The sequence below is a fragment of the Fodinicola acaciae genome (assembly GCF_010993745.1).
Taxonomy (GTDB): Bacteria; Actinomycetota; Actinomycetes; order Mycobacteriales; family HKI-0501; genus Fodinicola; species Fodinicola acaciae.
This window is the reverse complement of sequence record NZ_WOTN01000002.1, coordinates 2,236,319-2,260,640: the sequence shown is the minus strand read 5'-3', so window position 1 is coordinate 2,260,640 and position 24,322 is coordinate 2,236,319. Positions and strand designations below refer to the sequence as shown.

At 68.6% G+C, this 24,322-nt stretch carries 25 protein-coding genes; 7 read left to right on the top strand and 18 right to left on the bottom strand.

The window, feature by feature from the left end; all coding sequences use genetic code 11:
- The first annotated feature begins 10 nt into the window (after positions 1-10).
- From GNX95_RS25960 to GNX95_RS25950, 3 genes are all read left to right on the top strand, one after another.
- Positions 11-958, top strand: coding sequence for an alpha-E domain-containing protein (locus tag GNX95_RS25960; protein WP_163509975.1), 948 nt, complete (start codon positions 11-13; stop codon positions 956-958).
- Positions 955-1,797 (top strand): transglutaminase family protein, encoded by an 843-nt coding sequence (locus tag GNX95_RS25955; RefSeq protein ID WP_163509974.1) that lies wholly within the window; start codon positions 955-957, stop codon positions 1,795-1,797. Before GNX95_RS25960 ends, GNX95_RS25955 begins: the two co-directional genes overlap by 4 nt.
- A gap of 395 nt (positions 1,798-2,192) precedes the next feature.
- A complete protein-coding gene (locus GNX95_RS25950; protein WP_163509973.1) occupies positions 2,193-2,537 on the top strand; it encodes a hypothetical protein in 345 nt (114 codons plus the stop codon).
- On the opposite strand, the gene GNX95_RS25945 is transcribed toward GNX95_RS25950, so the two are convergent.
- The 3 genes from GNX95_RS25945 to ndk all read right to left on the bottom strand — a co-directional run bounded on the left by GNX95_RS25945 (position 2,534) and on the right by ndk (position 4,495).
- Positions 2,534-3,340, bottom strand: coding sequence for a hypothetical protein (locus tag GNX95_RS25945; RefSeq protein WP_163509972.1), 807 nt, complete (start codon positions 3,338-3,340; stop codon positions 2,534-2,536). The genes GNX95_RS25950 and GNX95_RS25945 overlap by 4 nt on opposite strands.
- Before the next feature lie 102 nt (positions 3,341-3,442).
- Entirely contained in the window at positions 3,443-3,967 is a 525-nt protein-coding gene (locus tag GNX95_RS25940; protein WP_163509971.1) for a hypothetical protein, read from the bottom strand.
- A 117-nt stretch (positions 3,968-4,084) separates the two neighbouring features.
- A complete protein-coding gene (gene ndk / locus GNX95_RS25935) occupies positions 4,085-4,495 on the bottom strand; it encodes a nucleoside-diphosphate kinase (protein ID WP_222853883.1) in 411 nt (136 codons plus the stop codon).
- Between the two features lie 113 nt (positions 4,496-4,608).
- On the opposite strand from ndk, the gene GNX95_RS25930 reads away from it, so the two are divergent.
- Positions 4,609-4,797, top strand: a complete 189-nt coding sequence (locus GNX95_RS25930) for a ribbon-helix-helix domain-containing protein (RefSeq protein ID WP_163509969.1) — start codon at positions 4,609-4,611, stop codon at positions 4,795-4,797.
- On the opposite strand, the gene GNX95_RS25925 is transcribed toward GNX95_RS25930, so the two are convergent.
- The 4 genes from GNX95_RS25925 to GNX95_RS25910 all read right to left on the bottom strand — a co-directional run bounded on the left by GNX95_RS25925 (position 4,769) and on the right by GNX95_RS25910 (position 10,050).
- Positions 4,769-5,563 (bottom strand): methyltransferase domain-containing protein, encoded by a 795-nt coding sequence (locus GNX95_RS25925; RefSeq protein ID WP_163509968.1) that lies wholly within the window; start codon positions 5,561-5,563, stop codon positions 4,769-4,771. The genes GNX95_RS25930 and GNX95_RS25925 overlap by 29 nt on opposite strands.
- A gap of 79 nt (positions 5,564-5,642) precedes the next feature.
- The gene (locus tag GNX95_RS25920; RefSeq protein ID WP_163509967.1) at positions 5,643-6,074 is read right to left on the bottom strand and encodes a DUF4233 domain-containing protein; all 432 of its coding nucleotides are present in this window, start codon (positions 6,072-6,074) and stop codon (positions 5,643-5,645) included.
- Positions 6,071-7,429 carry a bifunctional folylpolyglutamate synthase/dihydrofolate synthase gene (locus tag GNX95_RS25915; RefSeq protein ID WP_163509966.1) on the bottom strand — a complete coding sequence of 453 codons (1,359 nt, stop codon included), beginning with the start codon at positions 7,427-7,429 and terminating at the stop codon, positions 6,071-6,073. The genes GNX95_RS25920 and GNX95_RS25915 overlap by 4 nt, the downstream gene beginning before the upstream one ends.
- Complete coding sequence (locus GNX95_RS25910) at positions 7,429-10,050, bottom strand: valine--tRNA ligase (protein ID WP_163509965.1); 2,622 nt, start codon at positions 10,048-10,050, stop codon at positions 7,429-7,431. Before GNX95_RS25910 ends, GNX95_RS25915 begins: the two co-directional genes overlap by 1 nt.
- A 51-nt stretch (positions 10,051-10,101) precedes the next feature.
- Here GNX95_RS25910 and GNX95_RS25905 point away from each other — a divergent pair, with 51 nt between their 5' ends.
- A complete protein-coding gene (locus GNX95_RS25905) occupies positions 10,102-10,335 on the top strand; it encodes a hypothetical protein (RefSeq protein WP_163509964.1) in 234 nt (77 codons plus the stop codon).
- A gap of 14 nt (positions 10,336-10,349) precedes the next feature.
- On the top strand, positions 10,350-11,183 hold the full coding sequence (locus tag GNX95_RS25900; protein WP_163509963.1) for a GNAT family N-acetyltransferase: 834 nt from the start codon (positions 10,350-10,352) through the stop codon (positions 11,181-11,183).
- A 64-nt stretch (positions 11,184-11,247) separates the two neighbouring features.
- Here the strand turns inward: GNX95_RS25900 and GNX95_RS25895 are convergent, their stop codons facing one another.
- From GNX95_RS25895 to GNX95_RS25880, 4 genes are all read right to left on the bottom strand, one after another.
- Positions 11,248-11,565 carry a PDDEXK family nuclease gene (locus GNX95_RS25895; protein ID WP_163509962.1) on the bottom strand — a complete coding sequence of 106 codons (318 nt, stop codon included), beginning with the start codon at positions 11,563-11,565 and terminating at the stop codon, positions 11,248-11,250.
- On the bottom strand, positions 11,547-11,840 hold the full coding sequence (locus GNX95_RS25890; protein ID WP_163509961.1) for a hypothetical protein: 294 nt from the start codon (positions 11,838-11,840) through the stop codon (positions 11,547-11,549). Before GNX95_RS25890 ends, GNX95_RS25895 begins: the two co-directional genes overlap by 19 nt.
- 264 nt (positions 11,841-12,104) lie before the next feature.
- On the bottom strand, positions 12,105-12,521 hold the full coding sequence (locus tag GNX95_RS25885; protein WP_163509960.1) for a hypothetical protein: 417 nt from the start codon (positions 12,519-12,521) through the stop codon (positions 12,105-12,107).
- Between the two features lie 29 nt (positions 12,522-12,550).
- Positions 12,551-13,123, bottom strand: coding sequence for a hypothetical protein (locus tag GNX95_RS25880; protein ID WP_163509959.1), 573 nt, complete (start codon positions 13,121-13,123; stop codon positions 12,551-12,553).
- Positions 13,124-13,190: 67 nt separating this feature from the next.
- On the opposite strand from GNX95_RS25880, the gene GNX95_RS25875 reads away from it, so the two are divergent.
- Positions 13,191-14,903, top strand: coding sequence for a hypothetical protein (locus tag GNX95_RS25875; RefSeq protein WP_163509958.1), 1,713 nt, complete (start codon positions 13,191-13,193; stop codon positions 14,901-14,903).
- Here the strand turns inward: GNX95_RS25875 and GNX95_RS25870 are convergent.
- From GNX95_RS25870 to GNX95_RS25840, 7 genes are all read right to left on the bottom strand, one after another.
- On the bottom strand, positions 14,872-16,764 hold the full coding sequence (locus GNX95_RS25870) for a hypothetical protein (protein WP_163509957.1): 1,893 nt from the start codon (positions 16,762-16,764) through the stop codon (positions 14,872-14,874). The two genes, GNX95_RS25875 and GNX95_RS25870, sit on opposite strands and share 32 nt — an antisense overlap.
- Positions 16,765-16,833: 69 nt before the next feature.
- The gene (locus GNX95_RS25865; RefSeq protein ID WP_163509956.1) at positions 16,834-19,845 is read right to left on the bottom strand and encodes a type 2 lanthipeptide synthetase LanM family protein; all 3,012 of its coding nucleotides are present in this window, start codon (positions 19,843-19,845) and stop codon (positions 16,834-16,836) included.
- A gap of 69 nt (positions 19,846-19,914) precedes the next feature.
- On the bottom strand, positions 19,915-20,094 hold the full coding sequence (locus tag GNX95_RS25860; protein ID WP_163509955.1) for a mersacidin/lichenicidin family type 2 lantibiotic: 180 nt from the start codon (positions 20,092-20,094) through the stop codon (positions 19,915-19,917).
- Between the two features lie 159 nt (positions 20,095-20,253).
- On the bottom strand, positions 20,254-21,384 hold the full coding sequence (locus GNX95_RS25855) for an MFS transporter (RefSeq protein WP_163509954.1): 1,131 nt from the start codon (positions 21,382-21,384) through the stop codon (positions 20,254-20,256).
- A gap of 203 nt (positions 21,385-21,587) precedes the next feature.
- Positions 21,588-22,865, bottom strand: coding sequence for an ATP-dependent Clp protease ATP-binding subunit ClpX (clpX, locus tag GNX95_RS25850; protein ID WP_163509953.1), 1,278 nt, complete (start codon positions 22,863-22,865; stop codon positions 21,588-21,590).
- Positions 22,866-23,055: 190 nt separating this feature from the next.
- A complete protein-coding gene (locus GNX95_RS25845) occupies positions 23,056-23,724 on the bottom strand; it encodes an ATP-dependent Clp protease proteolytic subunit (protein ID WP_281356952.1) in 669 nt (222 codons plus the stop codon).
- On the bottom strand, positions 23,721-24,293 hold the full coding sequence (locus tag GNX95_RS25840) for an ATP-dependent Clp protease proteolytic subunit (protein ID WP_163510227.1): 573 nt from the start codon (positions 24,291-24,293) through the stop codon (positions 23,721-23,723). Before GNX95_RS25840 ends, GNX95_RS25845 begins: the two co-directional genes overlap by 4 nt.
- Between the last annotated feature and the right edge of the window lie 29 nt (positions 24,294-24,322).

The following is a 24,322-nucleotide window of genomic DNA, read 5'->3' as shown; positions in this document are numbered from 1 at the left end:
GGAGAGCGCGATGCTGGCACGCAACGCCGAGTCGCTCTACTGGATCGGCCGATACGTCGAACGCGCCGACGACACCGCGCGCATCCTCGACGTGTCGGTCCACCAGCTGCTGGAGGACGCGACCGTCGACCCCGACCAGATCAGCCGCCGGCTGCTCAACGTACTCGGCATCGTCGCGCCGCTGGAGGCCACCTTCGACGTGTGGTCGCTGACCGAGCTGGTCGCGTACTCCAAGGACCAGGCCGGTTCGATCGTCTCGTCGATCACCAGCGCGCGAGAGAACACCCGCGGCGCGCGAGAGGTGGTGTCGGCGCAGATGTGGGAATGCCTGAACGCGATGTGGAACGCGGTCCCCGACCGGCAGCGATACGCGCGGCGAGTCGGTCCGCACGCGTTTTTCTCTTTCGTGGAGGAAAGAGCGGCCATGTTCGCCGGTCTCGCCGACTCCACCATGAGCCGCGACGACGGCTGGCGGTTTCTGGTGCTCGGCCGGTCGGTCGAGCGCGTCGACATGATCGTCCGGCTGCTGATGTCACGCGTCGCCGACCGCGCGTCCTCACCTGGCTGGGTCACCGTGCTGCGGTCGGCCGGCGCTCAGGACACCTTCCTGCGTACGTATCGCGGCGCGCTCGACGCCACCCGGGTCGTACAGTTTCTGTTGCTGGACAGGCTTTTCCCGCGGTCGGTGTTCCACGCGTTACGGCAGGCGGAGGCGTGCCTGGAGCAGCTGGACAACCAGCCGAGCGTACGCGTCGGCGCACGCGCGGAAGCGTTGCGGTTGCTTGGAAAGTCGCGCAGCGACCTGGAGTTTCTGCGTCCTGACGAGCTTTTCGACGACCTCCCCCGGCGGCTGCGGGGCCTGCAGGAGTGCGTACGCGACGTTGGCGAAGCGGTTTCCCTGCAGTATTTCCACTCGGCACCGTGGGTCGCCTGGACAAACGCGGAGGTGCGGGGATGAGCTGGCGGATCCGGGTCGTCCATTCCACCGGCTACCGTTACGAGGCGCCGGTGACCCAGTCGTACAACGAGGCACGGTTGACGCCGCGCAGCGACCGCCGGCAGAACGTGGTGGTCGCGCGCGTGGAGACCGCGCCGGCGACGCGGTCGTACCGCTACACCGACTACTGGGGGACGGTCGTCACCGCCTTCGACCTGCACGCGCCGCACAAGGAGCTGAAGGTCGTGTCGTCCTCGGTCGTGGAGACCGGCGACGACTCCGAGCCGATCGACAAGGCCGCGTGGTCGGAGCTGCGCGAGCCCGCGGTGCTGGACCGCTACACCGAGGTGCTGGAGCCGACCGCGTACACGCCACGTGACCGCGAGCTGGCCGCCGTCGCACGCGACCTGCGCCGCGGCGTACGGCCGGCGGAGGCGGTGCTGGCGGCGTCGAAATGGGTCCACGAGCAGCTCGCCTATCACCGCGGCGCGACCGGCGTACACAGCACCGCGACCGACGCGTGGCGAGCGCGCGAAGGCGTCTGCCAGGACTTCGCGCACCTGACGCTGGTGTTGCTGCGGCTGATGGGGATCCCGTCGCGCTATGTGTCCGGCTATCTGCACACCAAGCGCGACGCGGCGCTGCGTGAGGTCGTACGCGGCGAGAGCCACGCGTGGATCGAGGCGTGGACCGGCGACTGGTGGGGCTATGACCCGACCAACGACATCCCGGTGGGGCCGCGGCACATCTGGGTGGCGCTCGGCCGCGACTACGCCGACGTGGCGCCGCTGAAAGGCATCTACTCCGGCGGCGCCGCGTCGGCCCTGGACGTCTCCGTCGAGGTCACCCGCCTCGCGTGAGGCCTGTCCCAGCCGTCGCCGAACGCCGCGATTTCCGCGGCACTCACCGAACGCCGCCATCCCCGCGGCCCTCACCGAACGCCGCCATCCCCGCGGCAGCCGGCCAGAACCGACCTTCCCGCGCCGCTGAACGTCGAACGTCGCCCATTTGCCGACACCTACCCAGCGCCGCAATTTCGCCGGCGCTCACTGAGCGCCGCCTTTCGCGCGGCACTCGCCCAACGACGCCATTTCTGCGGCAGCCGACCAGAGCCGGCATATTGGCAGCACTGAGCGTCGAACGGCGTACATTTGGCGGCACTCACTGAGCGCCGCAATTTCGCCGGCACTCACTGAGCGCCGCCTTTCGCGCGGCACTCGCCGAACGACGCCCTTTCCACGACATTGAACGATCAATGCCGGACAATTCACGGCACTCGCCGAGCGACGCCTTTTCCACGACATTGAGCGGTCAACGCCACACAATTCCCGGCGCTCGCCGAGCGACGCAGCTTTCCCGGCACTCGCCGAGCGACGCCATCCGGCCAGCGGTCGCCGAGCGACGCAACTTTCCCGGCACTCGCCGAGCGACGCAGCTTTCCCGGCACTCGCCGAGCGACGCCATCCGGCCAGCGGTCGCCGAGCGACGCAACTTTCCCGGCGCTCGCCGAGTGCCGCCATGCGCTCGGTGCTCGCCGAGTGCCGCCATGTGCTCGGCGCTCGCCGGGCGACGAGCCGGGCGCGAGCACGCGGATTTCTAGACGTCGTGGAGGCCGTAGCTGCCGGTGGCGCTGCTGCCGGCTCCGGACCCACTGCCTGAGCCGCCGTCGGCCGGCGCGAAGGAACCGGTGTCGCCGCCAGAGGCCTGGCCGCCGCTGCTACCAGAACCCTGGCTCGATCCGCTGCCGCCGCCGGCCGAGGAGCCCGAACCCTGGCCGGAGTCGTGGCCGTCCGCCTGACCGCCGGAGTCGTGACCAGCACCCTGGCCACCAGCGTCGTGACCTGCGCCTTGGCCGCCGGAGTGACCGGAGTCCTGGCCACCCGAGGCCTGACCACCAGCGCCCTGGCCGGCACCTTGGCCGGTGTGCGGCTCGGAGCCGGTGGCGGACGGCTGGCCGCCGGTCGTACCGCCGGACTGGTGGTCGGCACCACCGGTCGGCGCGCTGCCGCCGTGTTCGCCGCCGCCACCACCACCACCACCATGCTCGCCACCGCTGCCGGTGGTCGGCTGCGTCTCGCCGCTGGCCGGCGCCGAGCTGCTGTGGCCACTCCCGCCGTCGCTGCCGGGGTGAGTGCCAAAGTTGCCGTCCTGCTTGACGTCCAGATAGCCGTCGCCGTTGGTGTCGGTCCAGTGCTCGTCGTATGTGCCGTCGTGGTTGACGTCGTAATACGCCTGGTCGACGGTGCCGTCGTGGTCGTAGTCGTACGCGATGAAGTCGGTCTTGCCGTCGCCGTTCTCGTCGGCGGTGATCGTCACGCTGCCGTCGGAGTTCTCGTGGTAGTCGACATGGTCCCAGTCGCCGTCGCCGTCGACGTCGACATTGGTCGAGTAATCGTCACTCATTGATCGAAAAGCCTCTCGGTTTCGGACGTGTTCTCATTGCCGGCATACGCGACGGCCCGGCCAGATGACCGGCCGGGCCGTTGCGTGCACTGCTCTACCGGATCAGACGTTGTGCAGCGGAACGTCGCCTTCCGGCGTGTACTTCGTGTCGAAGTGGCCGTTGTGGTTGCTGTCGTAGTCGACGGTGTCGACCTTGCCGTCCTCGTTGGTGTCGTGCTGCGCGTAGTCGAACCGGCCGTCGTAGTTGGTGTCCTGCTGGTACGTGTCGTATTTGCCGTCGTAGTTCGTGTCGCTGGTGACGTGGTCGATGCGGCCGTCCTCGTTGGAGTCGGTCCCCTTGTAGTCGGTGTGACCGTCCTGGTTGCCGTCGCCGTTCACCCGGTCGAGGTAACCGTCACCGTTGGTGTCTTTCCAGTACTGGTCGTACGTGCCGTCATAGTTCGTGTCGTACTTGGCGTCGTCCACGATGCCGTCGTGGTTGTAGTCATGCGCGACGAAGTCGACCTTGCCGTCGTGGTTGAAGTCGTCGGTGATGGTGACACTGCCGTCGGAGTTCGTCGTGTAGTCGACGTCGTCGTAGTGTCCGTCGCCGTCGACGTCAACGTTGGCGTGGTAGTCGTCGCTCATGTCGAGGTCCTCTCCTGCAGCGACAGTCAGTGTCGCTGAGCTGCTGCCTTCACTGGAATGAACGGTACGTGCGGTGCGCCACCCTGGATATCCCCAAAATGCGCCATCACCGTTACGTCAGGCCAGCTCGGGGAAGAAGAGCTTGAGCTCACGGGACGCCGACTCCGGCGAATCGGACGCGTGCACCAGGTTTTCCCGGTTGGACAGCGACAGGTCGCCGCGGATCGTGCCGGCGGCGGCCTTGCGGCCGTCGGTGCTGCCGATCAGGCCACGTACGACCTCGATCGCCGTGTCGCCGGACAGCACCAGCGCCACCAGCGGACCCGAGGTGATGAACTCGCGCAGCGGCGGATAGAAGGCCTTCTCGACGTGTTCGGCGTAGTGCTGGTCGGCGGTCTCGCCGTCCAGATTGCGCAGCTCCAGCGCCTCGATGGTCAGGCCCTTGCGCTCGAACCGGCCGAGGATCTCGCCGACCAGGCCGCGGCGCACCGCGTCCGGCTTGAGCAGCACGAGCGTACGCTCCGACACCTGCTTGTCTCCTGTCTGCCAACGTTGACCTGCACGAACTTTAGCGGCCGGCGACACGCGGAGAGTACGCGCATGCATTTGCCCTGGTTTGCGAACTGCGTACGCTGTGCGGCATGAAGAGGAGAACGGTGAAACTGCCGGACGACCTCGACGCCAGGGCTCGCGAGGAGGCCGTCCGGCGCGGCATGAGCCTGTCCCGCTGGCTCCGCGAGGCGGTCGCCAGCCAGGTCCGCACGCTCGACCTGCGGACACACCAGACAGACAGCGGGAGTCCTAGCGTGGACGCCGGCCGACCACGGTGAAGCACACGACACCCGAGCAGAGCCAGCCGTCCCGCTCACCCTGTGCCAGCTCGGCCCAGAAGTCGTCCACCTCGCCGGCGGTCGCGACGCCGTCCGCGACCATGGCACGCAGCGGACCGGCGAACACGATCCGCATGAAGCTGACGCTGTTCTGGATCACCTGAGCGACGCAGCGTACGTCCTCCAGACCCGCCTCGACCAGATAGCGCTGCTGCCGACGACCCAGCCAGCCGTGCGCCAACGCGTCCGAGGTCCGCTGCGCGAGCGCGGTCGCGAGCTTGACGTTCGTGCTGTTGAGAAACATCGTGCCGGCGTCGATGTCGGACAGCACGACGAGCCCGCCAGGTCGGGTGACCCGCACCATCTCGCCTACGGCCGTGACCGGGTCGGCGACGTGGATGAGCATTCGTTCGCTGCGGCAGCGGTCGAAGGTCGCGTCGTCGAACTCCAGACGGTGAGCGTCGCCCTCGACGAACTCGACCGGCCGGTCGGCCCGGCCGCGGGCCTCCGCGACCATCTCGGCGCTCCGGTCGAGACCGACGACCCGTCCGGCCGGGCCAACCCGCTTCGCGACTTCGATCGTGTCCGCGCCGATCCCCGAGCCGACGTCCAGCACCGCGAGGCCGTCACGCAGATCGAGCAGGCGGAGAATGGTTTCCTTGACCACGCTCTCGTCCGGGATCTCCGTACGCGCATCGAGGAAGTCGATGTAGTACTGCGGCCGGCCCACGATCGTGCTGAAGCCACCCGGATCTTCGGCGTTCATGGCCGCAGCCTATTTCCGGTTCTCCTGCCGCGAGTGCCGTATTTCCCGTTATCTCGGCGTTTCTGCCCGTACAGGCAGGTCAGTGCGTGAAACGGGCCGGCCGGGTGAGCGTGCGACGCACGTGGAGGACGTAAAGCCAGATCGCCAGGAACACCACGCCGAGCACCAACAGCGCCCAGTTGAAGAAGCCGGTCGCCATCACCGCGACCTGGATGACCGTGCCGACATGCCAGCCCCACGCGCGCTTGAGCACCGCGCAGGTCAGCACGCACAGCGCGACCAGGCCGAGCAGGATGCCGATCTGCGCGCCGGAGACGCGGCCGGAGAGCTTCACCAGCGGTACGAGCGCGAGCAGCAGCACCAGCGCTTCCAGCAGCAGCGTCGCCGCACCCACACCGCGCGCGGCGGCCGCCGGGTTGCGCAGGCCGGAGGTCGGCGGTGGATTGTCTACAGTAGACGAGTCTTTACAATCGGAATCCGATTGCGTCGGCGGCTGGTCCGGGTCGGTCATCGGGCCAGCAGCCTCCGCGCGTCGGCGACCGTCACGACGGAGCCGGTGATGATGACCCCCTGACCGCCCAGCGGCGCGTCCGGGTCCTCCTCGACGCGGCGTACGGCCGCCTCGATCGCGTCGTCGAGCCGCAGCTCCACGTCGACCCGGTCGGCGCCGAAGATCTCGACGGCGACCGCGGCCAGGTCGTCGGCCGGCAGCGCCCGCGGCGAGCTGTTCTGCGTGACGACCACGGCGTCGACGTACGGCTCGAGCAGCTCGAGCATGCCGTTGGTGTCCTTGTCGGCCAGCACGCCGAGCACCGCGACCAGCCGGCTGAAGGCGAACTCCTCGCGAAGCGCGTCGACCAGCGCCTGCATGCCAGCCGTGTTGTGCGCCGCGTCCAGCAGCACGGTCGGACTGGTCCGTACGCGCTCCAGCCGACCGGGCGAGCTGACCTCGGCGAAGCCCTCGCGTACGCCGTCGGCGTCCAGCGACCGCTCGCGGCCGGCGCCGAGGAACGCCTCGACGGCGGCCAGCGCGAGCGCCGCGTTCTGCGCCTGGTGAGCGCCCTGCAGCGGCAGGAAAATCTCCTCGTATCGCGCCGACAGGCCCTGCAGCCACAGCATCTGGCCGCCGACCGCGATCTGCCGCTCGACGACGCCGAACTCCTGGCCCTCGCGCGCGACGGTCGCGCCGACGTCGACCGCGCGGCGCAGCAGTGGCTCGGCGGCCTCGGCCGGCTGTACGGCGGTCACGACGGTCGCGCCTTCGTGGATGATGCCGGCCTTCTCCTTGGCGATGTCGGCGATCGTCGGACCGAGCAGCTCCACGTGGTCGAGGCCGATCGGCGTGACGACCGCGACGCCGGCGTCGATGACGTTGGTGGCGTCCCAGGTGCCGCCGAGCCCCACCTCGACGACGGCCACGTCGACCGGCGCGTCGGCGAAGGCGGCGAAGGCCATCGCGGTCATCAGCTCGAAGTAGGTGACCGGGTCGGCGTTGCGCTCGTCCATCAGCTGCACGTACGGCGCGACGTCGCGATAGGCGGCGACGAACCGCTCCGGGTCGATCGGCTCGCCGTCCAGGCTGATCCGTTCGGCCGGGCTGTCCAGGTGCGGGCTGGTGTAGCGGCCGACCCGCAGGCCCTGCGCGCGCAACAGCGAGTCGATGATCCGCGCCGTCGAGGTCTTGCCGTTCGTGCCGGTCAGGTGGATCGCCGGATACGCCTTCTGCGGGTTGCCGAGCAGGTCGAGCAGCTCGACGATCCGCGTCCGGTCCGGCAGCATCCGGCCCTGGCCGCGTGCCTGCAGCGCGGCCAGCACCTCTTCCAGCTGCTCGGAGGCCTTCCGGGCGTCGTCCTTGCGTTTTGCCATCACGCTGACGGCAACCCCTCCAGCTGCGCGGTGATCCGCGCGATGTCGGCCTCCGCGGTGGCCAGCCGGTCCTTCACCTTGGCCACCACCGCGTCCGGCGCCTTCTCGATGAACGACGCGTTGGCCAGCTTGGCCGAGTTTTGCTTCTGCTCCTTCTCCGCCGCCGCCAGGTCCTTGCCGAGGCGGGCACGCTCGGCCGCGACGTCGATGGCGCCGGACAGGTCGAGCTCGACCTTCAGCCCGCGTACGGGCAGCGCGGCCGTCGCGTGGAAGCCGTCCTCCGGCTCGGTCAGCCGCAGCAACGCGCGCAGCGCGCCGACCTGGTCGGCCAGGTCGCTGTCCTCGATGCCGACCAGCCGGGCGGCGACCCGCTGACCGGGCTTGAGCCCCTGCTCCGCGCGGAAGCGGCGGACCTCGGTGACGATCTCCTGCAGCGCCGCCACTCTCGCCTCGGCGCCGGCATCGGCGTACGTCCCCGGGTCAGGCTGCGGCCACGCGGCGACCACCACGCTCTCGCCGCCGGTCAGCGCGCGCCACAGCTCCTCGGTGACGAACGGGATGACCGGATGCAGCACGCGCAGCAGCGTGTCCAGCACATTGCCGAGCACCGCGCGAGTCGCGTCGGCGGTCGGACCCTGCAAGGCCGGCTTGGCCAGCTCCAGATACCAGTCGCAGACCTCGTCCCAGGCGAAGTGATAGAGCGCCTCGGACGCCTTGGCGAACTGGAAGTCCTCCAGCATCGCGTCGACCTCGGCGATTGTCTTGTGCAGCCGGGAAAGGATCCAACGGTCCACTGTGGACAGCTCGGCCGGGATGTCGCCGACGGTGGCACCGTTGGCGATCGCGAACCGGGTCGCGTTCCAGATCTTGTTGCAGAAGTTTCTCGCACCACCGACCCAGTCGGCGCTGATCGCCTGGTCGGCGCCGGGATTCGCGCCGCGCGCCAACGAAAACCGCAGCGCGTCCGCGCCGTACTCCTCGATCCACTCCATCGGATCGACGACGTTTCCGCGCGACTTCGACATTTTCTTGCCGTACTGGTCGCGTACGAGCCCGTGCAGCGCGATGTGCCTGAAAGGCACGGCAGGGCTGCTCGTCTGGTCTTTCATCGCGTACAGGCCGAACATCATCATCCGGGCGACCCAGAAGAACAGGATGTCGTAGCCGGTGACCAGCACCGAGTTGGGATAGAACTTCTCCAGCGCGGCGGTCTCGTCCGGCCAGCCGAGCGTCGAGAACGGCCAGAGCGCCGAGGAGAACCAGGTGTCGAGTACGTCCGCGTCCTGCGTCCAGCCGTCGCCCGGCGGCTCCTCGTCGGGGCCGACGCAGCGCATCGTGCCGTCCGGTCCGTACCAGACCGGGATCCGGTGACCCCACCACAGCTGCCGCGAGATGCACCAGTCGTGCATGTTGTCGACCCAGTCGAAGTACCGCTTTTCCAGCGACTGTGGGTGGATCGTCACCCGGCCGTCGCGCACGGCGTCGCCGGCGGCTCGCGCCAGCGGCTCGGTTTTCACGAACCACTGCTTGGAAAGCCGCGGCTCGACGACCGTGCCGCAGCGCGAGCAGTGGCCGACGGCGTGCACGTATGGCCGCTTCTCGGCGACGATCCGGCCGTCCTCGCGCAGTGCGGCGACCACCGCCGGCCGCGCCTCGAACCGGTCCAGGCCCTCGAACGTCCCCTTGGCGGTGATGATGCCGCGCTCGTCCATGATCGCCAGCGCCGGCAGGTCGTGCCGCTGGCCGATCTCGAAGTCGTTGGGATCGTGCGCTGGCGTGACTTTCACCGCACCGGTGCCGAAACTCGGGTCGACGTGCGCGTCGGCGACGACCGGGATGCGGCGGCCGGTGAGCGGCAGCTCGACCTCGGTGCCGACCAGGTGCTGGTAACGCTCGTCGTCGGGGTGTACGGCGACGGCCGTGTCACCGAGCATCGTCTCGGCTCGGGTTGTGGCGACGACAATCGACGCGTCGCCGTCGCCGTACCGGATGGAGACCAGCTCGCCGTCGTCGTCGCTGTGCTCGACCTCGATGTCGCTCAGCGCCGTCATGCAGCGCGGGCACCAGTTGATGATGCGCTCGGCGCGATAGATCAGGCCGTCCTCGTACAGCCGCTTGAAGATCGTCAGCACGGCGCGGGACAGGCCCTCGTCCATGGTGAACCGCTCGCGTTCCCAGTCGACCGAGTCGCCGAGCCGGCGCATCTGGCCGAGGATCCGGCCGCCGTACTCCTGCTTCCACTCCCAGACGCGGCGTACGAACGCTTCGCGGCCGAGGTCGTGGCGGGACTTGCCCTCCTGGGCGAGCTGCTTCTCCACCACGTTCTGGGTGGCGATGCCGGCGTGGTCCATGCCGGGCTGCCAGAGCGCCTCGTAGCCCTGCATCCGCCGGCGGCGGATCAGCACGTCCTGCAGGGTGTGGTCGAGCGCGTGGCCGATGTGCAGGCTGCCGGTCACGTTCGGTGGCGGCAGGACGATGCAGTATGGCTCGCGGTCGGATTTCTCGTCGGCATGGAAGTAGCCGGCTGTTACCCAGCGCTCATAAGCAGGTCCTTCTACCGCCGTGGGAGAATACTGTGGCGGGAGGTCGGTGCGCGCGCTGGTGTCGGCCGTGGTTGTCACACCTTGAAGTCTACGGAGAACCGCGAGCAGACAATGCAGGGCATCTACCCCATGCAAAACGCAGCGATCGCCGTGCTGCTGGTCGCCGCGATCGGCGTGATGTCGTGGCGGCTGTTCCTTCGCGGACCGTCCCGGATGACCAGGACACTGTTCGTGCTGGCCGGCGGCATTCTCACCGTCACCCTGGTCGGGTTGCTGGTCAGCTGGCTGAGCGGCCCGGACCACAGCGCCGGCACGCACTCGACCGGCAGCGGAAAACCGGTGGCGGAGATCCTGCGGCGCTGACGATCCTTGACCGTATGCACTGCATCCGAGACGAGGACGTGACCGCACACGCCGACCTCGTGCTGGACTGGCTCGCCGCTGACCCCGTTCGCAACACCGTTGCGTACACGGTGATCTCCGCCGCCGCCACCGGCCTCATGCCGTGTCCTGACGACGCGTTGTGGCTGCGTGTGCTCGCTGACGACGGCTCGCTCGCCGGTGTCGCCTGGCGTACGCCGCCACACCGGCTTGGCCTGTCCTTCATGTCGCCCGCCGCGGCGGCCGCCGTCGCCGACTGGTGCGTACGCTCCGAGGTCGATCCGCCGGCTCTCACCGGCTCGGTGCTGTCCGGGTCCGCGTTCATCGAGGCCTGGACCGCCGCCGGCCGCCGGTCGTCGCAGACGCGCGAGCTGAGGCTTTACCAGCTGGACGCGGTCACCGCGCCGGTCGGCGTACCAGGTCACGCGCGGCTGGCCGGCGCGGACGACCTCGAGCTGGTCGTCGACTGGCAGGCCGCCTTTGCCACCGAGCTCGACGCGGAGGGCCAGCCGGCCGAAAGCCTGCGGCGGCGAATCGAGGCCGGTGGCCTGATCTGGCTGTGGCAGGACGACGGCGAACCGGTGGCGAGCGCCAGCCGTACTCCGTTGGCCGCCGGCGTGTCCCGCATCGGCTTCGTCTACACGCCGCCGTCGCGGCGGCGGCGCGGCTATGCCGGTGCGCTGGTGGCCGCGGTGTCGGCCGACACCCTGGCCGGTGGCGCGAAGGCGTGCTGCCTGTTCACCGACCTGGCCAACCCGACGTCGAACAAGATCTATCAGGAGGTCGGCTACCACCCGGTCATGGACGCCGGCGAATGGTCGTTGCGGTAGCCGCTCGTTGAGGTCGTTTAGTTGGCCCGCCGAGACGCGGCAAATCGGACATTTGGCGGGCCTACTAGCGGACGTCAATGGACGACGCGCCTCGGCTGACGAGCGTGCGCCGTACCAGCGCGAGAAAGCGCTGACTTCCGCCGGCGAGATCGGCCCGGCTGGCGCGCAGGACCAACCAGCCCTCTGCGGGGAGCCGCGTGTAGCGCCCCACGTCGTAGCCGAACTGCCCGTCCTCCGCGTGCTGGCGACCTTCGTATTCGACCGCGACCCGCCACTGCGGCCAGCCGAGATCGACATGGGCCAGCAGCTGTCCCGACCCGGTGTAGACCGGACACTGCGCTTGCGGCGCAGGCAGACCAGCCATCACGATGCGAAACCGCAAAACGCTTCCGGCGGCGACTGACCACCCCTGTCCAACAACGGCACGGTTGTTCTGGCAAGCCAGGCACCACGCCGCCGATACGCCGCTTGGACGGCCGTGGCCAGATCCTCAACCGTTGTCAAGCCGGCGCTGAGAAGGGCGTCGCCGACGACGACAAGCGATTCCGGCTGTACGTGCCGCGCGACGTCGAGGAATGTGCGCGCCGGGCCGGTGATCGGAATGCCGCGAACGACGCAGCGGTCGCATGGCTCGATGCGCTGCCAATGCGCGGTCACACTGGACACCTTCGGATAGCTGACACCAGGCGGGACCGCGACATGCAATGTCTTGTCGTTGTCCAGCTCCCATGGCAGCAAACACCCCAGGAGGCGCAACGCCGATCCATGGCTGACCGTCGTGTCCGCCGGCCGTGTGGCCAGCAGCGCGCGTATCGCGCTCAACTGATCCGTGACATCGTCGCGCAGCGCGTATTTTCCGTACGCCAGCCTGGTGAACTGCGGGAAAACGACGAAATCCGCGGGGGTGTGATAAGTGCGGGTTCACCTGCCGAGGTCGCCGCGCATGGCGTCGCGGACCGTCGCACGAGCGGCGTCGAGGTCCGTGGATGCCTCCTCTACGGCGCGGCTCGACGAGTCGTCGACGGCCAGGAGGTGGTTGAGGCGCTGCGCCTTGCCGATGGTCGCGCGTACGGCGTCGATCACCGGCGCGGGCGCGAGCAGCTCGACGTCCGCGGCGGCGCGGTTGAGCGCGTCGAGGTCGCGCGGATCGCCCAGCGCGGCGAGAAAGCGTACGTATGCCTCGCGTGCGGTGTGGTTGCGGCGCTCGGCGCGAGCGTCCTCCTCCCGACGCTGCGCGCCGCGGTCGGTGACCAACGCGCCGATGAGCGTGGCGACCACACCGACGAATGCGGCGAGCAGCGCTGTCGCGCCGGTGATCACGGCGACCCAGATCTCCATAGGCCGCACCGTACCGGCAGCGCCGACGGTCAGGCGCCGCCGCTGGCCAGCTGCCGGTCGGTCGGCACCTGGTCGGGAGCCGCGGCGCCGTCCGCCGCCGCGCCGGTCTGCGCGCCGTTGATCTGGCTGTTCGCCGAGCTCAGCTCCGCGTCGCTGACACTGCCGTTGCGCACCTTGCCGGCCAGGCCGGACAGGTACGCGCCGGCGTTGTCCAGCGGCGCGACGAGCTTGCACAACGTCGGACTGGACTCGGCGTCGGCCTTGGCGACCTTCAGCTCGTGGATGGTGAACGCGGTCGCCAGCGCGGCCTTGACCAGCGCGGTGATCCGGCCCTTCTGGCCTTTCTGGAACGCGTGGTTCTTGAACGGCTTCCAGACCCAGTGATGAAAGGCGCCGAAGGCCAGACCGGCGTGCAGCACGAACTTGGTCTTGTCGAACTTGATCGTGCCGACGCTCCGGCAGCCCGCACCAGCCGCGGTCGAGGCCACGCTGGGTGTCACGGTCGTCCCGGATGCCGTCGTCTTGCTTGGTCCACAGCCACTGACCAGCATCGTCATCGCCGCCAGCGCGGCCACCGCGCTCAGCGCGAGGCGATTCCTCATGTGTTCCCCCCAAATCGTCCGGTTGCCTCACCGTACCCTCGCCGCGCCCGGCCACTGCGAGGCTAGGGTGGAGGCAACCTCCGACCAGCAGAAAGGCACCGCCGTGGACACCTGGACCAAGGTGCCGGTGGGCCTGCAGGCGGCGCGCTGGCGGACGATCCAGCCGAAACGCACCGTGCTGGTCGTCGTCCACACGGTGACCACGGCGACCAGGCTTCTGGACGTGCTGCCGATCTTCGAGTCGGACCTGCGCGTCCAGGTGGTCTTCACGACACCGGGCCACTCGGCGGTCAGCGCCGGAGTCGACACCGTGCTCGCCGATCTCGGCGCCGCGGTCATTCCTTGGACGCAGGCATTGCATTCCGAATTCGACCTGGCGATCGCGGCCGCACACAGCGGAAATCTGCACGAGATCAACGCGCCAGTTGTCCTGTTATCGCACGGAATAGGATATACTAAGAATTCTCCCGGCAACCGGCAACCGGCAACCGGCAACCGGCAACCGGCAACCGGCAACCGCGCGACCTATGGCCTTTCTCCGCAGTGGCTGCTGCACGACGGCCAGCCGTACGCGGCGGCCATCGCACTTCCGCATTCCGCTGACCTGGCCCGACTCGCCGAGGCGGTGCCGCAGGCCGTCGACTCGGCGGTCGTCGTCGGCGATCCGTGCCATGACCGCATCATCGCCAGCGCCGGACACCGCGACCGGTTTCGCCGCGCGTTTGGCGTGACCAGGGGACAACGCCTGATCGTCGTCTCCTCGACGTGGTGGGAACGCTCACTTTTCGGTACGTGGCCGGAGTTTTTCCGCCAGCTGCTGGCCGAGCTCGACCTCGACCGCGATCGAGTGGCCGCGGTGATGCATCCACATGTCTGGTACGCGCACGGCCATGTCCAGTTACGCAGCTGGCTGGCCGACTGCCAGCGCGCCGGCCTGATTTTGGTGCCACCGCTGGAAGGTTGGCGGGCCGCGCTGATCGCCGCCGACTGTGTCGTCGGTGACCACGGAGCGGTCACGACGTACGCGACGGCCCTCGACAAACCACTGGCACTGGCCGCCTTTCCGGCCGAGGACGTCGCCGCTGGCACACCAGTCGAATTGCTGGGACGCAACGCACCACGCCTGCACGCCGGCCACTCGCTGGCTGATCAGATCGAGCGTACGATCGCCGACTTTCGACCTGGACAATGGAAAGATCTCGCCGAGATGATCACCTCGGCGCCGGGTGCGGCCCTGCGCCGGCTCCGGGCGACGGCATATCGACTGATGGAGCTGGACGAGCCGGCCGCCGATCCGCCACTGCACCTGCTGCCAGTGCCGAGCACCTCGGATCGTCCTGGCGTCACCGCGACGTACGTCACCGGCACCATGACCGGCAATCGCATCCAGCTGGTCCGTCGTCCGGCCGATGTCTACAGTGGACTGCCATTGGCAGCGCAACCGCCGCAGGCCGCTCACCTCGTGTGCCACGCCGACCATCCGGTACGCGCACTGGTCGACAACGCCGACATTGTCTTCTGTCACGCCGAAGATCTCACCGGCTCCGTCGAGGATGCTCTCGATCGCCTGCGCGCGGCACATCCTGGCAGCTTCGCCACAGCCGTTGTCGGCGGCGGCCGATGTTTTGTGCGTACGCGTGAAAAGACGGTCGCGATCGATGTGCCGGCACCGTTTCCGGCCGAGGCGGCCGTTTCGGCACTGTGGTTCGACACGGCGCGAGACGGCGTGACGGTCTCGGCCGGCGATCTCAGCTGCCAGCTGATCCTTCGAGATCTCTGAGCTGGCGCCGATATTCCACTTCGGCCTGGTGATCGCCAAGCGCGGCGGCCAGCCGGATCAGCAAGCTCAGCGTCCGTTTCACCAGGTCGACAGCCTTCTGCTCGACAAAAATCGACAGCGCTTCCTGAGCCGCCTGGTACGCCTCGAATTCCCGGCCGGTCTCGGCGTGGGACTCCGCCACCTCCAACCGGATGTTGGCGTGGTTGTCGCGGTCCGTGCTGTTGCTGAAGAAGCCGTCCGCGGCGGCGAACTCGGCCAGCGCCTCGACCGCATGGCCGGGCCAGGCCTTGTACAGCCGGCCGAGGTGGAAATGCACCATCGCGACAGCTCGCGCCCGTGCGGCAGGGTCGGTGATGTGCTGCTCGGTGAACGCCAGGCAGTCACGGTAAAGCCGCGCGGCATCGGCGAAATCGCCGCGCTCGCGCTGCAGGCGTGCGCGCCATTCCAGGCAGCTCTGCGCGCAGAATACGTGACCGGTCTGGCGAGTGATGCGCTCCGCTCGCTCGAGGCTGCGCTCCGCGCGGTCAAGCTCGTGCGATCGTACGAAAAGTGCGACAAGCTGAAGATGCAGATGTGCGGCCAGGGCCGTCTCTCCGACAGCCGACAGCGCCATTTCGTGTGTGGCCAACCAGTCGTCGGTGTGGTTACGCAGGCTCAGCAGGCTCCACATGGCCTCGCACAGAGCCGCCGCCAACTCCGGCCAGTCGTGCTCGACTGCCTTTCGTACCAACAAAGACAACGCCGGCCGGCTCTCCTCCAGCCGGTCCATCGCTTCCTGCCGGGTGACCGCCGCCGCCTGGATCGCGGCGAAAATCGCTGCCACTCGCCAGCGCGCGGAAAGCACCAGCTCGTACGACGCGGTGGTCCGCAGATACCACTCGATCATCCGACGGACGACCGGTGCTTCGTCGTCCTCGGCCTTCCGCCGCGCGTCGGCGTCCTGCCAGGCACTGCTGAGAAAGAGCCAATCGTTGCCGGATCGGGTCAGCAGGCTCTTGTCCTCGAGCCGCCTGAGCAGGCCAAAGCTGGTGGCCAGGTCGCGGTCGAACAACACCGCCGCCGCCTCGGTCGGCATCAGCCGGACGGGATGCACCGACAACAGCCGATAGGCTCGCTGCTCCTCGGCGGCCAGCCGGTCGTACGCATCACCGTAGATTTTCTCGAAACTGGCTCGCACGGCCCCCTCGAACACCGTGTCGAAAAGCCGCTCGGCGTCCCGGTTTCCCATGCTGGCAAGCGTTTCGGCGCCGATGCCGACCAGCAGCGGAAAACCGGCGGCGCGCGAGAGCAGCGCGGTGCGTACGCCGTCGGGGCAGCTGCGGCCATGCCACGCCAGCCGCCGGGTCAACAACTCGGCCGAGTCGACCGGTTTCAGCTCCGGCACAGCGATCTGGTGGAACCAGGCCGGCGGATGTTCCCACCTCTCCTGACTGACCAGCACAATGAGGCTGCCTGGCGCGTCGAATCGCAACATCTCGGCGATTGCCGCACCGGCCACGCCGTCGAGCACCAGCAGCCGGCGACTGCCGTGCATGGCCGTGTGCAGCCGGCTGACCAGGATGGGGACGTTGTCGGTCAGGTCCGCGGGATCGGCGCCGAGGCAGAGCAGCGCGGCGCGCAGATATTCGGCGTGCCGGTCCGGTCCGGTGACCGTGGCGAGCTCAACCCGGACGGCAGGGCCGGCGAAACGAGGGCGCAGCCGCTTCTCCAGCTCACGAGTGAACTCGGTCTTGCCGATGCCGCTCGGACCGTACAAATGCACGTACGCACATTCGCCAGCCGCCACCGCGTCGTCCATGATGCGCTCGACCTGGTCCAGCAACTCCTGCCGGTCGACGAAGTACGACACCGGCGATCCCATGCCGACACCTCCCCGCACCAGTGGCCACCGCGTCGACACCGACCGTAGCGCACTCGTGCGGCGAAGGTGTCAGATCTCCATCCGCAGCACCGAAGGCACCACGTCAGGTGCGGCGATCCGGAGCAATCCATAGCCGATCCCGGCGAGGCCGGTCATCAGCGACGGGGTCGCCACGCCGCGCGGCATGCCGGTCAGGAAGCCCTCGCGGTCCAGTCCGTCGAGTACGCCGGCGGCCGCTGGCCGCCAGTCCGCGCCGGGCATCGACAACAGCAGGTCGAGGTTGCCGAGATCGCCGTGGCACAGGGAAAAGTTGCGCCCGAACGAGCCGCGTACGGACGCCGCCGCGGCCTCGAGCTCCGGGCCGTCCATCGCCATGTCCACTTTGGACAGTCCGATGCCGGCGGCACCGTGGCACCAGGCGACCAGCGGCCGCCGGTCGCCCTCATCCCGTACGTCCAGCCAGTTTCCCGACTCCGGCAGGAAAAGCGTCCGCTCGTACGCCAGCGCGTCGGCCGCGAGCTCTCGACAGCGCGGGTCGCCGAGGAGGCCGGCCGCCTTGTCCAGCGACCAGGCGATGCCGGCGGCGCCGTGCCCGAATCCCGCCAACGGCCGCGAAACGCGCTCACGCAGCGGTGCCGGGATCCAACCGACTCCGGTCTGTTGCGCAACCGCTGTCGCGGCGAGGTGGTCGGCACACGCGCGTACGAGCGCGACCACCCGGTCATCCGGACGCACCGCGTGCCAGGCGGCCAGACCGCCGATGTTTCCCGCGCAGCCGCCCATGAGGTCGTAGGTCTCGTCGTCGTCGATCAGCTCGGCGATCCGCTCCAACACCAGGCCGGCCAACTCGTCCGCGACCGGCCACCGGCCGGCCAACCGGGCGAGGGCGTAGAGAACCCCGCCGGCCGAGGAAAATCCGGAGATCATCCGGTCAAGCCGCCGGCGGATCTGCAGGTCGAGGGTGACCAGCGCGGCCGAAGCCGCGTCCGCGCCATCACCTGTGACGCGCGCGAAACTGTCGAGGAACAGCGCGATTCCGCTGGTGCCACTGTAGAAATCCGGGCCGAGTGGCGCGACCACCCAGCCACCGGACGGTGTCAGGTTGGGACCGGTCCACGCCAGGTCGGCCGCGCCGCGATAGGCCCAGTGCATCAGTTCGTCGGCCGCGCCGCGTGCGTGCTCGAGAGCGCGTTCGACCAGTTTCGCCGGATCTCCAGGCTGGTACAAGTAATGCGGCGAGTTCGCCTCCTCCGCGCCGCCAGGCCGACCAGCGGCGACCGCCGACCGCAGATAGCGGCGCTGCCGGTCCAGGTCGGCGTCACCGAGCCGGTCGAGTTTTCCCAGCACCGCCGTCATCGGCGGCCCTTCACAGACCATGTCGAAGGCATCACCACCGGATGCGCGTACGTGGACGCCATCCGGCCGCATCGTGAACACCGGAATGTCGTTGTCCCACAAGTCCTGTCGTTCGTACGGCACGAACGGCAGCATCGCAGTGTCGGCGGCGGCCGCCGACCACAGCCGGTCGAAATGCCGGTCGCGGTCCAACGCGTCGCGCAGCAGATCCGGATGGAAGCCGGTGCGCAGCAGGCTCGCGTATTCCAGCGTGTCGCGCCGCAAAACCCGCACCTCGTCATCGGCGAAAACCCGCAGCAACGCGCGGACTTCCTCGCGGTGAGCCGCAAACACGCCGTACGTTGTGGTGAAGCCGTTGTCCAGAGCGGAAATCTGGTCAAGCAGATCGATCGGCTCGCCATCGGCGACCGGTCGCGCAAGCGTGTCCTCCAGCTTGGTCGCCAGATAGTCGATCCGCATCCGGTCGGTCTGTGCGTCCACCAGCTCGGCGGAGTCGCGCGGCGCGCGGACACCTGGCGTCCATCCCAGCGCCGACAGGTCAGCGCCGTCGTGTCCCTCCTCCACCCACACTCGATACGGCAGGATTCCGATCCGCAGCACCGAATGCGCGTTGTCGGCGTACGCGAGCCGCTCGGCCTCCGACAGCCGCTTCGGCGGGTCCAGAAACTCCGGCTGCAGCAACGTCTCCAGGTCCACGATCACCGGCTGGTCGCCAGCCGCGATCATGTTCTGTCCGTGCATGTCGGTCGCCTCCAGCAGATGCAGTGCGGCCAGCAAGGCACCACTGCGCCAGTAGAAGCGGTGAATCTCGGCGTCGTCCGTGCACGGATACGCGGTCACGTGCTCGACCCAGCCGTAGCCGTCGCGCGGCACGACGGCGAGCGTACGAAGCCGGAGATCCAGGTGTCCGTTGAGCCATTCCAACAATCGCTGGAAATGTACGTCGACGTCGACCGGACGCGGCTTGTACATCAACCGCTTTCCGCTGTCGAAGCCAAGCCGCGCGACGGTCTGGCCACCGCGGTGCCGGTCGCCGAGCCCGATGTCCACAGTGGACAGTTTGCCGAGGTCACCGAAGGCGGCACGCAGCCGCGGCAGATCGGCGGACAGCCGCTCCAGCAGCAGCCGGCTGTTGCGTATCCACGCATCGGTCGCGAGGGTCAGCTGCCGCGCCAGGACCGGATATTCGGTCAGCAGGCGTACGGCCACCGGCGGATCCGCGAGCGAGTCGACGAACTCGGCGAACCGGCCCTGCGATGTGTCCGCGGTCAGCTGTCCGGTCACCCTGGCGACGTTGAGCTCCAGCACCATCGTGCGGGCCGCCATTGCATGCAGCTCACCGGTCAACGCCGACACGAAGAGCTCGGCGCGCGGCACCTGTTCGCAGGCCATGGCCACCAGCCGCGCGACCGGTGTCGCAAACGCGTGCTCCGCCGGAATCGGCGCAGGTGAGTGACCGAACGAGCTGATCAGCCGGTCGATCCAGGCCTCGCCGGCAGCCGGTCGCGCACCGGCGAGTTGCGCTCGCAGCGCGGCCTGGTCGAGGTTGGCCTGCGCCAACCGGCGGTCGAACCAGTCGTCGCGCGCGAACGGCTCCTGGCCACGCCACCGCGCCAGCCGGCGGTCCGCGCGACTCCAGTCAGCCTCGGCCGGTGGCTCGACGGCCGTACGACCGTCCAACGGTACGGCCTGAGCGGCCGCCGACCGCAGCGACAGGAAATCCATCCTCCGCCTTTCGCGCTCATTCCAACCACCCGGCGCCGGGACGCGGCGCCGGGTGATCGGACACCGGACTCAGGCGCTGCAGATGCGGCCGCAGCTGGACCGATGTTCGCAGGTGTTCAGCGACTTGCCGGTGCTCGCGTAAAGCTCCGACTCGACGACCCCGGCGGGGTGCTCAGGCAGCGCATCAGCCGGCAGGCTCAGACGATAATCCTCGTCCTTCCACGCACGCACCATTTCCGCGACACTCATTTTTCGTTACCTCCGCATCATATGCCGACTGGACCAGCCGAAGATACGCGCGGCAGGCTGAATTTGGCCAATGCTATCTGGCGAAGAGCGTGAGCCGGCGGAAACTTCTCGAGCGTTGCCGCAGCTCAACATAGTTGAGCGCTAAAAAATATCGGTGCGTCAGGTGTTCGCCACGCGGCCACGTGCGGACGTGACGACGGCGATCAACACCGCCGACAGGCCGACAGATACCGCCATCGGCAAAGGTGCGGCCGCAGCACCGACCGCGGCGATCACCGTTCCGATCAGCGGCGGCAGGATGAGTCCACCGACGTTGGCGGCGGTGAGTACGACCGGCAGCGCGTTACGACCGAACGCCTGCTCGCTCACCCACGCCAGCACCGTCGGAAACACCGGCCCCATCGCGGCACCGACCAGCACGTACGTGAGGCCGCCGAGCGGCGCGACCCAGGCCAGCACCAGGCACCCCGACGCCAGCGCCGCGCAGATGAGCATGAGCCGGCCGGAGCCTATCCGGCTGGCGACCGGTGAGACCAGCAGCCGGCCGGCGGCCAGGCCGATGTAGAACATCGCGGTCGCGCGTACGGCCGCGTCGACGCTCACGCCGGTGGCCAGCACGTGCGTGGTGGCGAAGCTGCTCGCGGAGACCTCGGTGGCCGTGTACGCGCCGAGCATCGCGGCCGTGGCCGCGAGCCTCCCCCACGCCGGCCGCGGAGCCACCCTGCGCGCATCGGGCTCAGGCGAGGCGGCGGTCGCGTACGACGACGGCAGCCGCCACATCAGCACGGCGGCGAGCAGCGCCACCAGCACGTACGGGAGGTAGGCCAGCCGCGAGCCGCCGACCAGGCTGACGACGAACGGACCGACCACCGCGCCGACACCGAAGACGCCGTTCATCAGGTTGAGCACACCGGCGGCGCGCGAACCGTACGCGACGGCGACGACACCGTTGACCAGGTTGGTCCCCGCGCCGTAACCGATCCCCATCACCACGAACGCCGCGAACAGCAGCCACCAGGCCGGCGCGAGCGCCGCGCCGAGCAACCCCAGAGCGAGCGTCAGGCCGGTGCCGACGAGCAGCCAGCGCGCCGCGATCCGGTGGCTGAGCAGCATGCTGAGCAGAGTGCCGGCGATGCAGCCGAGAGGGTTGCCGGCGACCAGGAAGCCGGCCAGTTGCGGTCCGATCTGGAACTCGCCCCGGATCACCGGCAACAGCGGACCGAGCGCGGAGATCAGCAGCCCCATCGCCACCATCGTGGCGAAACAGCCGACCAGCGGCGCAGGAGGCATCACCCGCGTGCGCGCGGGCGCGAGATCGCAGGACACCTAGGGCCGGTCCGGTGGTCCCGCGTGGATGAGAGTCGAGATCCAAACGGTCTCTGCCGGTGCGGCGGACGCGGCCTCAGACTGCACGTCTTCGGTCGCGTTCGCCGTGCCGGCAGAGACCGTTTGGGCTCGGCTGTCGCCGCGTGGGGCCATCGGACCGGCCCTCCTCAGGCGGACTTGTCGCGACGCTCTCGTTTGCTGAGCTGATCACGCGGCACGATGGTCGGGTTCACGTGCGACAGCACCACGTCGCCGGTGATCACCACGCGCGCCACGTCCGACCGGGACGGGATCTCGTACATCACCGACTGCAGCACCTCTTCGAGGATGGCGCGCAGGCCACGCGCGCCGGTGCCGCGCAGGATCGCCTGGTCGGCGACCGACTCCAGCGCGTCGTCGCTGAACTCCAGCTCCACGCCGTCCAGCTCGAACAGCCGCGCGTACTGCTTGATCAGCGCGTTGCGCGGCTCGGTGAGGATCTTGACCAGCGAGTCGCGGTCGAGGTTGCGGACGCTGGTGATGACCGGCAGCCGGCCGATGAACTCCGGGATCATCCCGAACTTGAGCAGGTCCTCCGGCATGACCTCGGCGTACACGTCGTCCAGCTCGGTCTTGGAGCGGATCTCGGCGCCGAAGCCGATCCCCTTGCGGCCGACCCGCTGCTCGATGATCTTCTCCAGGCCGGCGAACGCACCACCGACGATGAACAGCACGTTGGTGGTGTCGATCTGGATGAACTCCTGGTGCGGATGCTTACGGCCACCCTGCGGCGGCACGCTCGCGGTGGTGCCCTCCAGGATCTTCAGCAGCGCCTGCTGGACGCCCTCGCCGGACACGTCACGAGTGATCGACGGGTTCTCCGACTTGCGGGCGATCTTGTCGACCTCGTCGATGTAGATGATGCCGGTCTCGGCGCGCTTCACGTCGTAGTCGGCCGCCTGGATCAGCTTGAGCAGGATGTTCTCGACATCCTCACCGACATAGCCGGCCTCGGTGAGCGCGGTCGCGTCGGCGATCGCGAACGGCACGTTGAGCATCTTGGCCAGCGTCTGCGCCAGGTGCGTCTTGCCGCAGCCGGTCGGGCCGATCAGCAGGATGTTGGACTTGGCCAGCTCCACCTGCTCGGCGTTGGTGCGGTGTGCCGAGCTCTCCGCCTGTACGCGCTTGTAGTGGTTGTAGACCGCGACCGCGAGCGCGCGCTTGGCGCTGTCCTGGCCGACCACGTACGAGTCGAGGAACTCACAGATCTCGATCGGCTTGGGCAGCTCGTCCCACTTGAGGTCGGAGGACTCGGAGAGCTCTTCCTCGATGATCTCGTTGCACAGGTCGATGCACTCGTCGCAGATGTACACACCGGGGCCGGCGATCAGCTTCTTCACCTGCTTCTGCGACTTGCCGCAGAACGAGCATTTGAGCAGATCGCCGCCATCGCCGATGCGTGCCACTGACGAACCCCATCTCAGTCGTGGCCGGCCAGGCAAGGCCGGATGTCATGCCGGGCCGGTCCGTCCGGCGGTCCGCTGGCGTGCGGACCGGCGGCCGGTGGCCGGCGCGGTGTCGAACCTTTAACAGACCGTACCTCGTCCGACGCCGTAGGCCGAGTCCTTCTTCGCCTCGCGCGTCGGGACTCGGCGATTATTTGGCCGCGGTGAGCTGGTTGGCCTTCCTCGGCTCCAGGATCTGGTCGATCAGGCCGTACTCGACGGCCTCCTCCGCGGTGAGGAACCGGTCCCGCTCGATGTCCTTGCGGACCTGCTCGGGCGTGCGGTTGGTGTGCTTGGCGATGATCGACTCCATCTGCGTACGCATCCGGAGGATCTCCTTGGCCTGGATCTCGATGTCGGACCCCTGGCCGTAGCCGCCTTCGGTGGCCGGCTGGTGGATCAGCATCCGCGCGTTACCCAGCGCCATCCGCTTGCCGGGGGTGCCGGCGGCGAGCAGCACCGCGGCGGCCGAGGCGGCCTGGCCGAGGCAGACCGTCGCCACGTCGGGGCGCACGTACTGGATGGTGTCGTAGATCGCCGTCATCGCGGTGAACGAGCCACCGGGCGAGTTGATGTAGATCTGGATGTCGCGGTCCGGCTCGCGGGACTCCAGGCTGAGCAGCTGGGCCATGATGTCGTTGGCCGCGCTGTCGTCGATCGGCATGCCGAGGAAGATGATCCGGTCCTCGAACAGCTGGTTGTACGGGTTGGTCTCCTTGATGCCGTACGACGTCCGCTCGACGAACGACGGCAGGATGTACCGGTTGGTGACCGGCGCGAAACCGCTCATGGCAGTGGCTCCCTCGAACTGCTGGCTCATCGGCTGGCTCCTTCGGCAGGCACCTGCCGAGCGCCGGCGATCACGTGGTCGACGAAGCCGTAGTCGCGGGCCTCCTCGGCGGTGAACCAGCGGTCGCGGTCGGAGTCGGCCTCGATCTGCTCGAACGGCTGGCCGGTGTGGAACGCGGTGCGCTCCTGGAACATCCGCTTGGTGTAAAGCAGCTGCTCGGCCTGGATCGCGATGTCGCTGGCGGTGCCACCCATGCCACCGGACGGCTGGTGCATCATCACGCGAGCGTGCGGCAGCGCGTACCGCTTGCCCGGCGCGCCGGCGCACAGCAGCAACTGGCCCATCGACGCGGCCATCCCCATCGCGTACGTGGCCACGTCGGACTCGACGAACTGCATCGTGTCGTAGATGGCCATGCCGGCGCTGACCGAACCGCCGGGCGAGTTGATGTAGAGATGGATATCGGACTCCGGGTCCTCGGCCGACAGCAGCAGGAGCTGAGCGCAGATGGCGTTGGCGTTCTCGTCCTTCACCTCGGAGCCGAGGAACACGATGCGCTCACGCAGCAGCCGGTTGAAGACGGAGTCGTCGAAGTTCATGCCGGACGGACTGGTGGCGCGGGCCACCT

Bases quoted from the DNA above. Each gene is read 5' to 3' on its own strand.
- GNX95_RS25960 (WP_163509975.1), top strand. From the start codon at position 11: ATGCTGGCACGCAACGCCGAGTCGCTCTACTGGATCGGCCGATACGTC.
- GNX95_RS25955 (WP_163509974.1), top strand. From the start codon at position 955: ATGAGCTGGCGGATCCGGGTCGTCCATTCCACCGGCTACCGTTACGAG.
- GNX95_RS25950 (WP_163509973.1), top strand. From the start codon at position 2,193: ATGCCGGACAATTCACGGCACTCGCCGAGCGACGCCTTTTCCACGACA.
- GNX95_RS25945 (WP_163509972.1), bottom strand. From the start codon at position 3,340: ATGAGTGACGATTACTCGACCAATGTCGACGTCGACGGCGACGGCGAC.
- GNX95_RS25940 (WP_163509971.1), bottom strand. From the start codon at position 3,967: ATGAGCGACGACTACCACGCCAACGTTGACGTCGACGGCGACGGACAC.
- GNX95_RS25930 (WP_163509969.1), top strand. From the start codon at position 4,609: ATGAAGAGGAGAACGGTGAAACTGCCGGACGACCTCGACGCCAGGGCT.
- GNX95_RS25925 (WP_163509968.1), bottom strand. From the start codon at position 5,563: ATGAACGCCGAAGATCCGGGTGGCTTCAGCACGATCGTGGGCCGGCCG.
- GNX95_RS25920 (WP_163509967.1), bottom strand. From the start codon at position 6,074: ATGACCGACCCGGACCAGCCGCCGACGCAATCGGATTCCGATTGTAAA.
- GNX95_RS25915 (WP_163509966.1), bottom strand. From the start codon at position 7,429: ATGGCAAAACGCAAGGACGACGCCCGGAAGGCCTCCGAGCAGCTGGAA.
- GNX95_RS25905 (WP_163509964.1), top strand. From the start codon at position 10,102: ATGCAAAACGCAGCGATCGCCGTGCTGCTGGTCGCCGCGATCGGCGTG.
- GNX95_RS25900 (WP_163509963.1), top strand. From the start codon at position 10,350: ATGCACTGCATCCGAGACGAGGACGTGACCGCACACGCCGACCTCGTG.
- GNX95_RS25885 (WP_163509960.1), bottom strand. From the start codon at position 12,521: ATGGAGATCTGGGTCGCCGTGATCACCGGCGCGACAGCGCTGCTCGCC.
- GNX95_RS25880 (WP_163509959.1), bottom strand. From the start codon at position 13,123: ATGAGGAATCGCCTCGCGCTGAGCGCGGTGGCCGCGCTGGCGGCGATG.
- GNX95_RS25870 (WP_163509957.1), bottom strand. From the start codon at position 16,764: ATGGGATCGCCGGTGTCGTACTTCGTCGACCGGCAGGAGTTGCTGGAC.
- GNX95_RS25865 (WP_163509956.1), bottom strand. From the start codon at position 19,845: ATGGATTTCCTGTCGCTGCGGTCGGCGGCCGCTCAGGCCGTACCGTTG.
- GNX95_RS25860 (WP_163509955.1), bottom strand. From the start codon at position 20,094: ATGAGTGTCGCGGAAATGGTGCGTGCGTGGAAGGACGAGGATTATCGT.
- GNX95_RS25855 (WP_163509954.1), bottom strand. From the start codon at position 21,384: ATGCCTCCTGCGCCGCTGGTCGGCTGTTTCGCCACGATGGTGGCGATG.
- GNX95_RS25845 (WP_281356952.1), bottom strand. From the start codon at position 23,724: ATGAGCCAGCAGTTCGAGGGAGCCACTGCCATGAGCGGTTTCGCGCCG.
- GNX95_RS25840 (WP_163510227.1), bottom strand. From the start codon at position 24,293: ATGAACTTCGACGACTCCGTCTTCAACCGGCTGCTGCGTGAGCGCATC.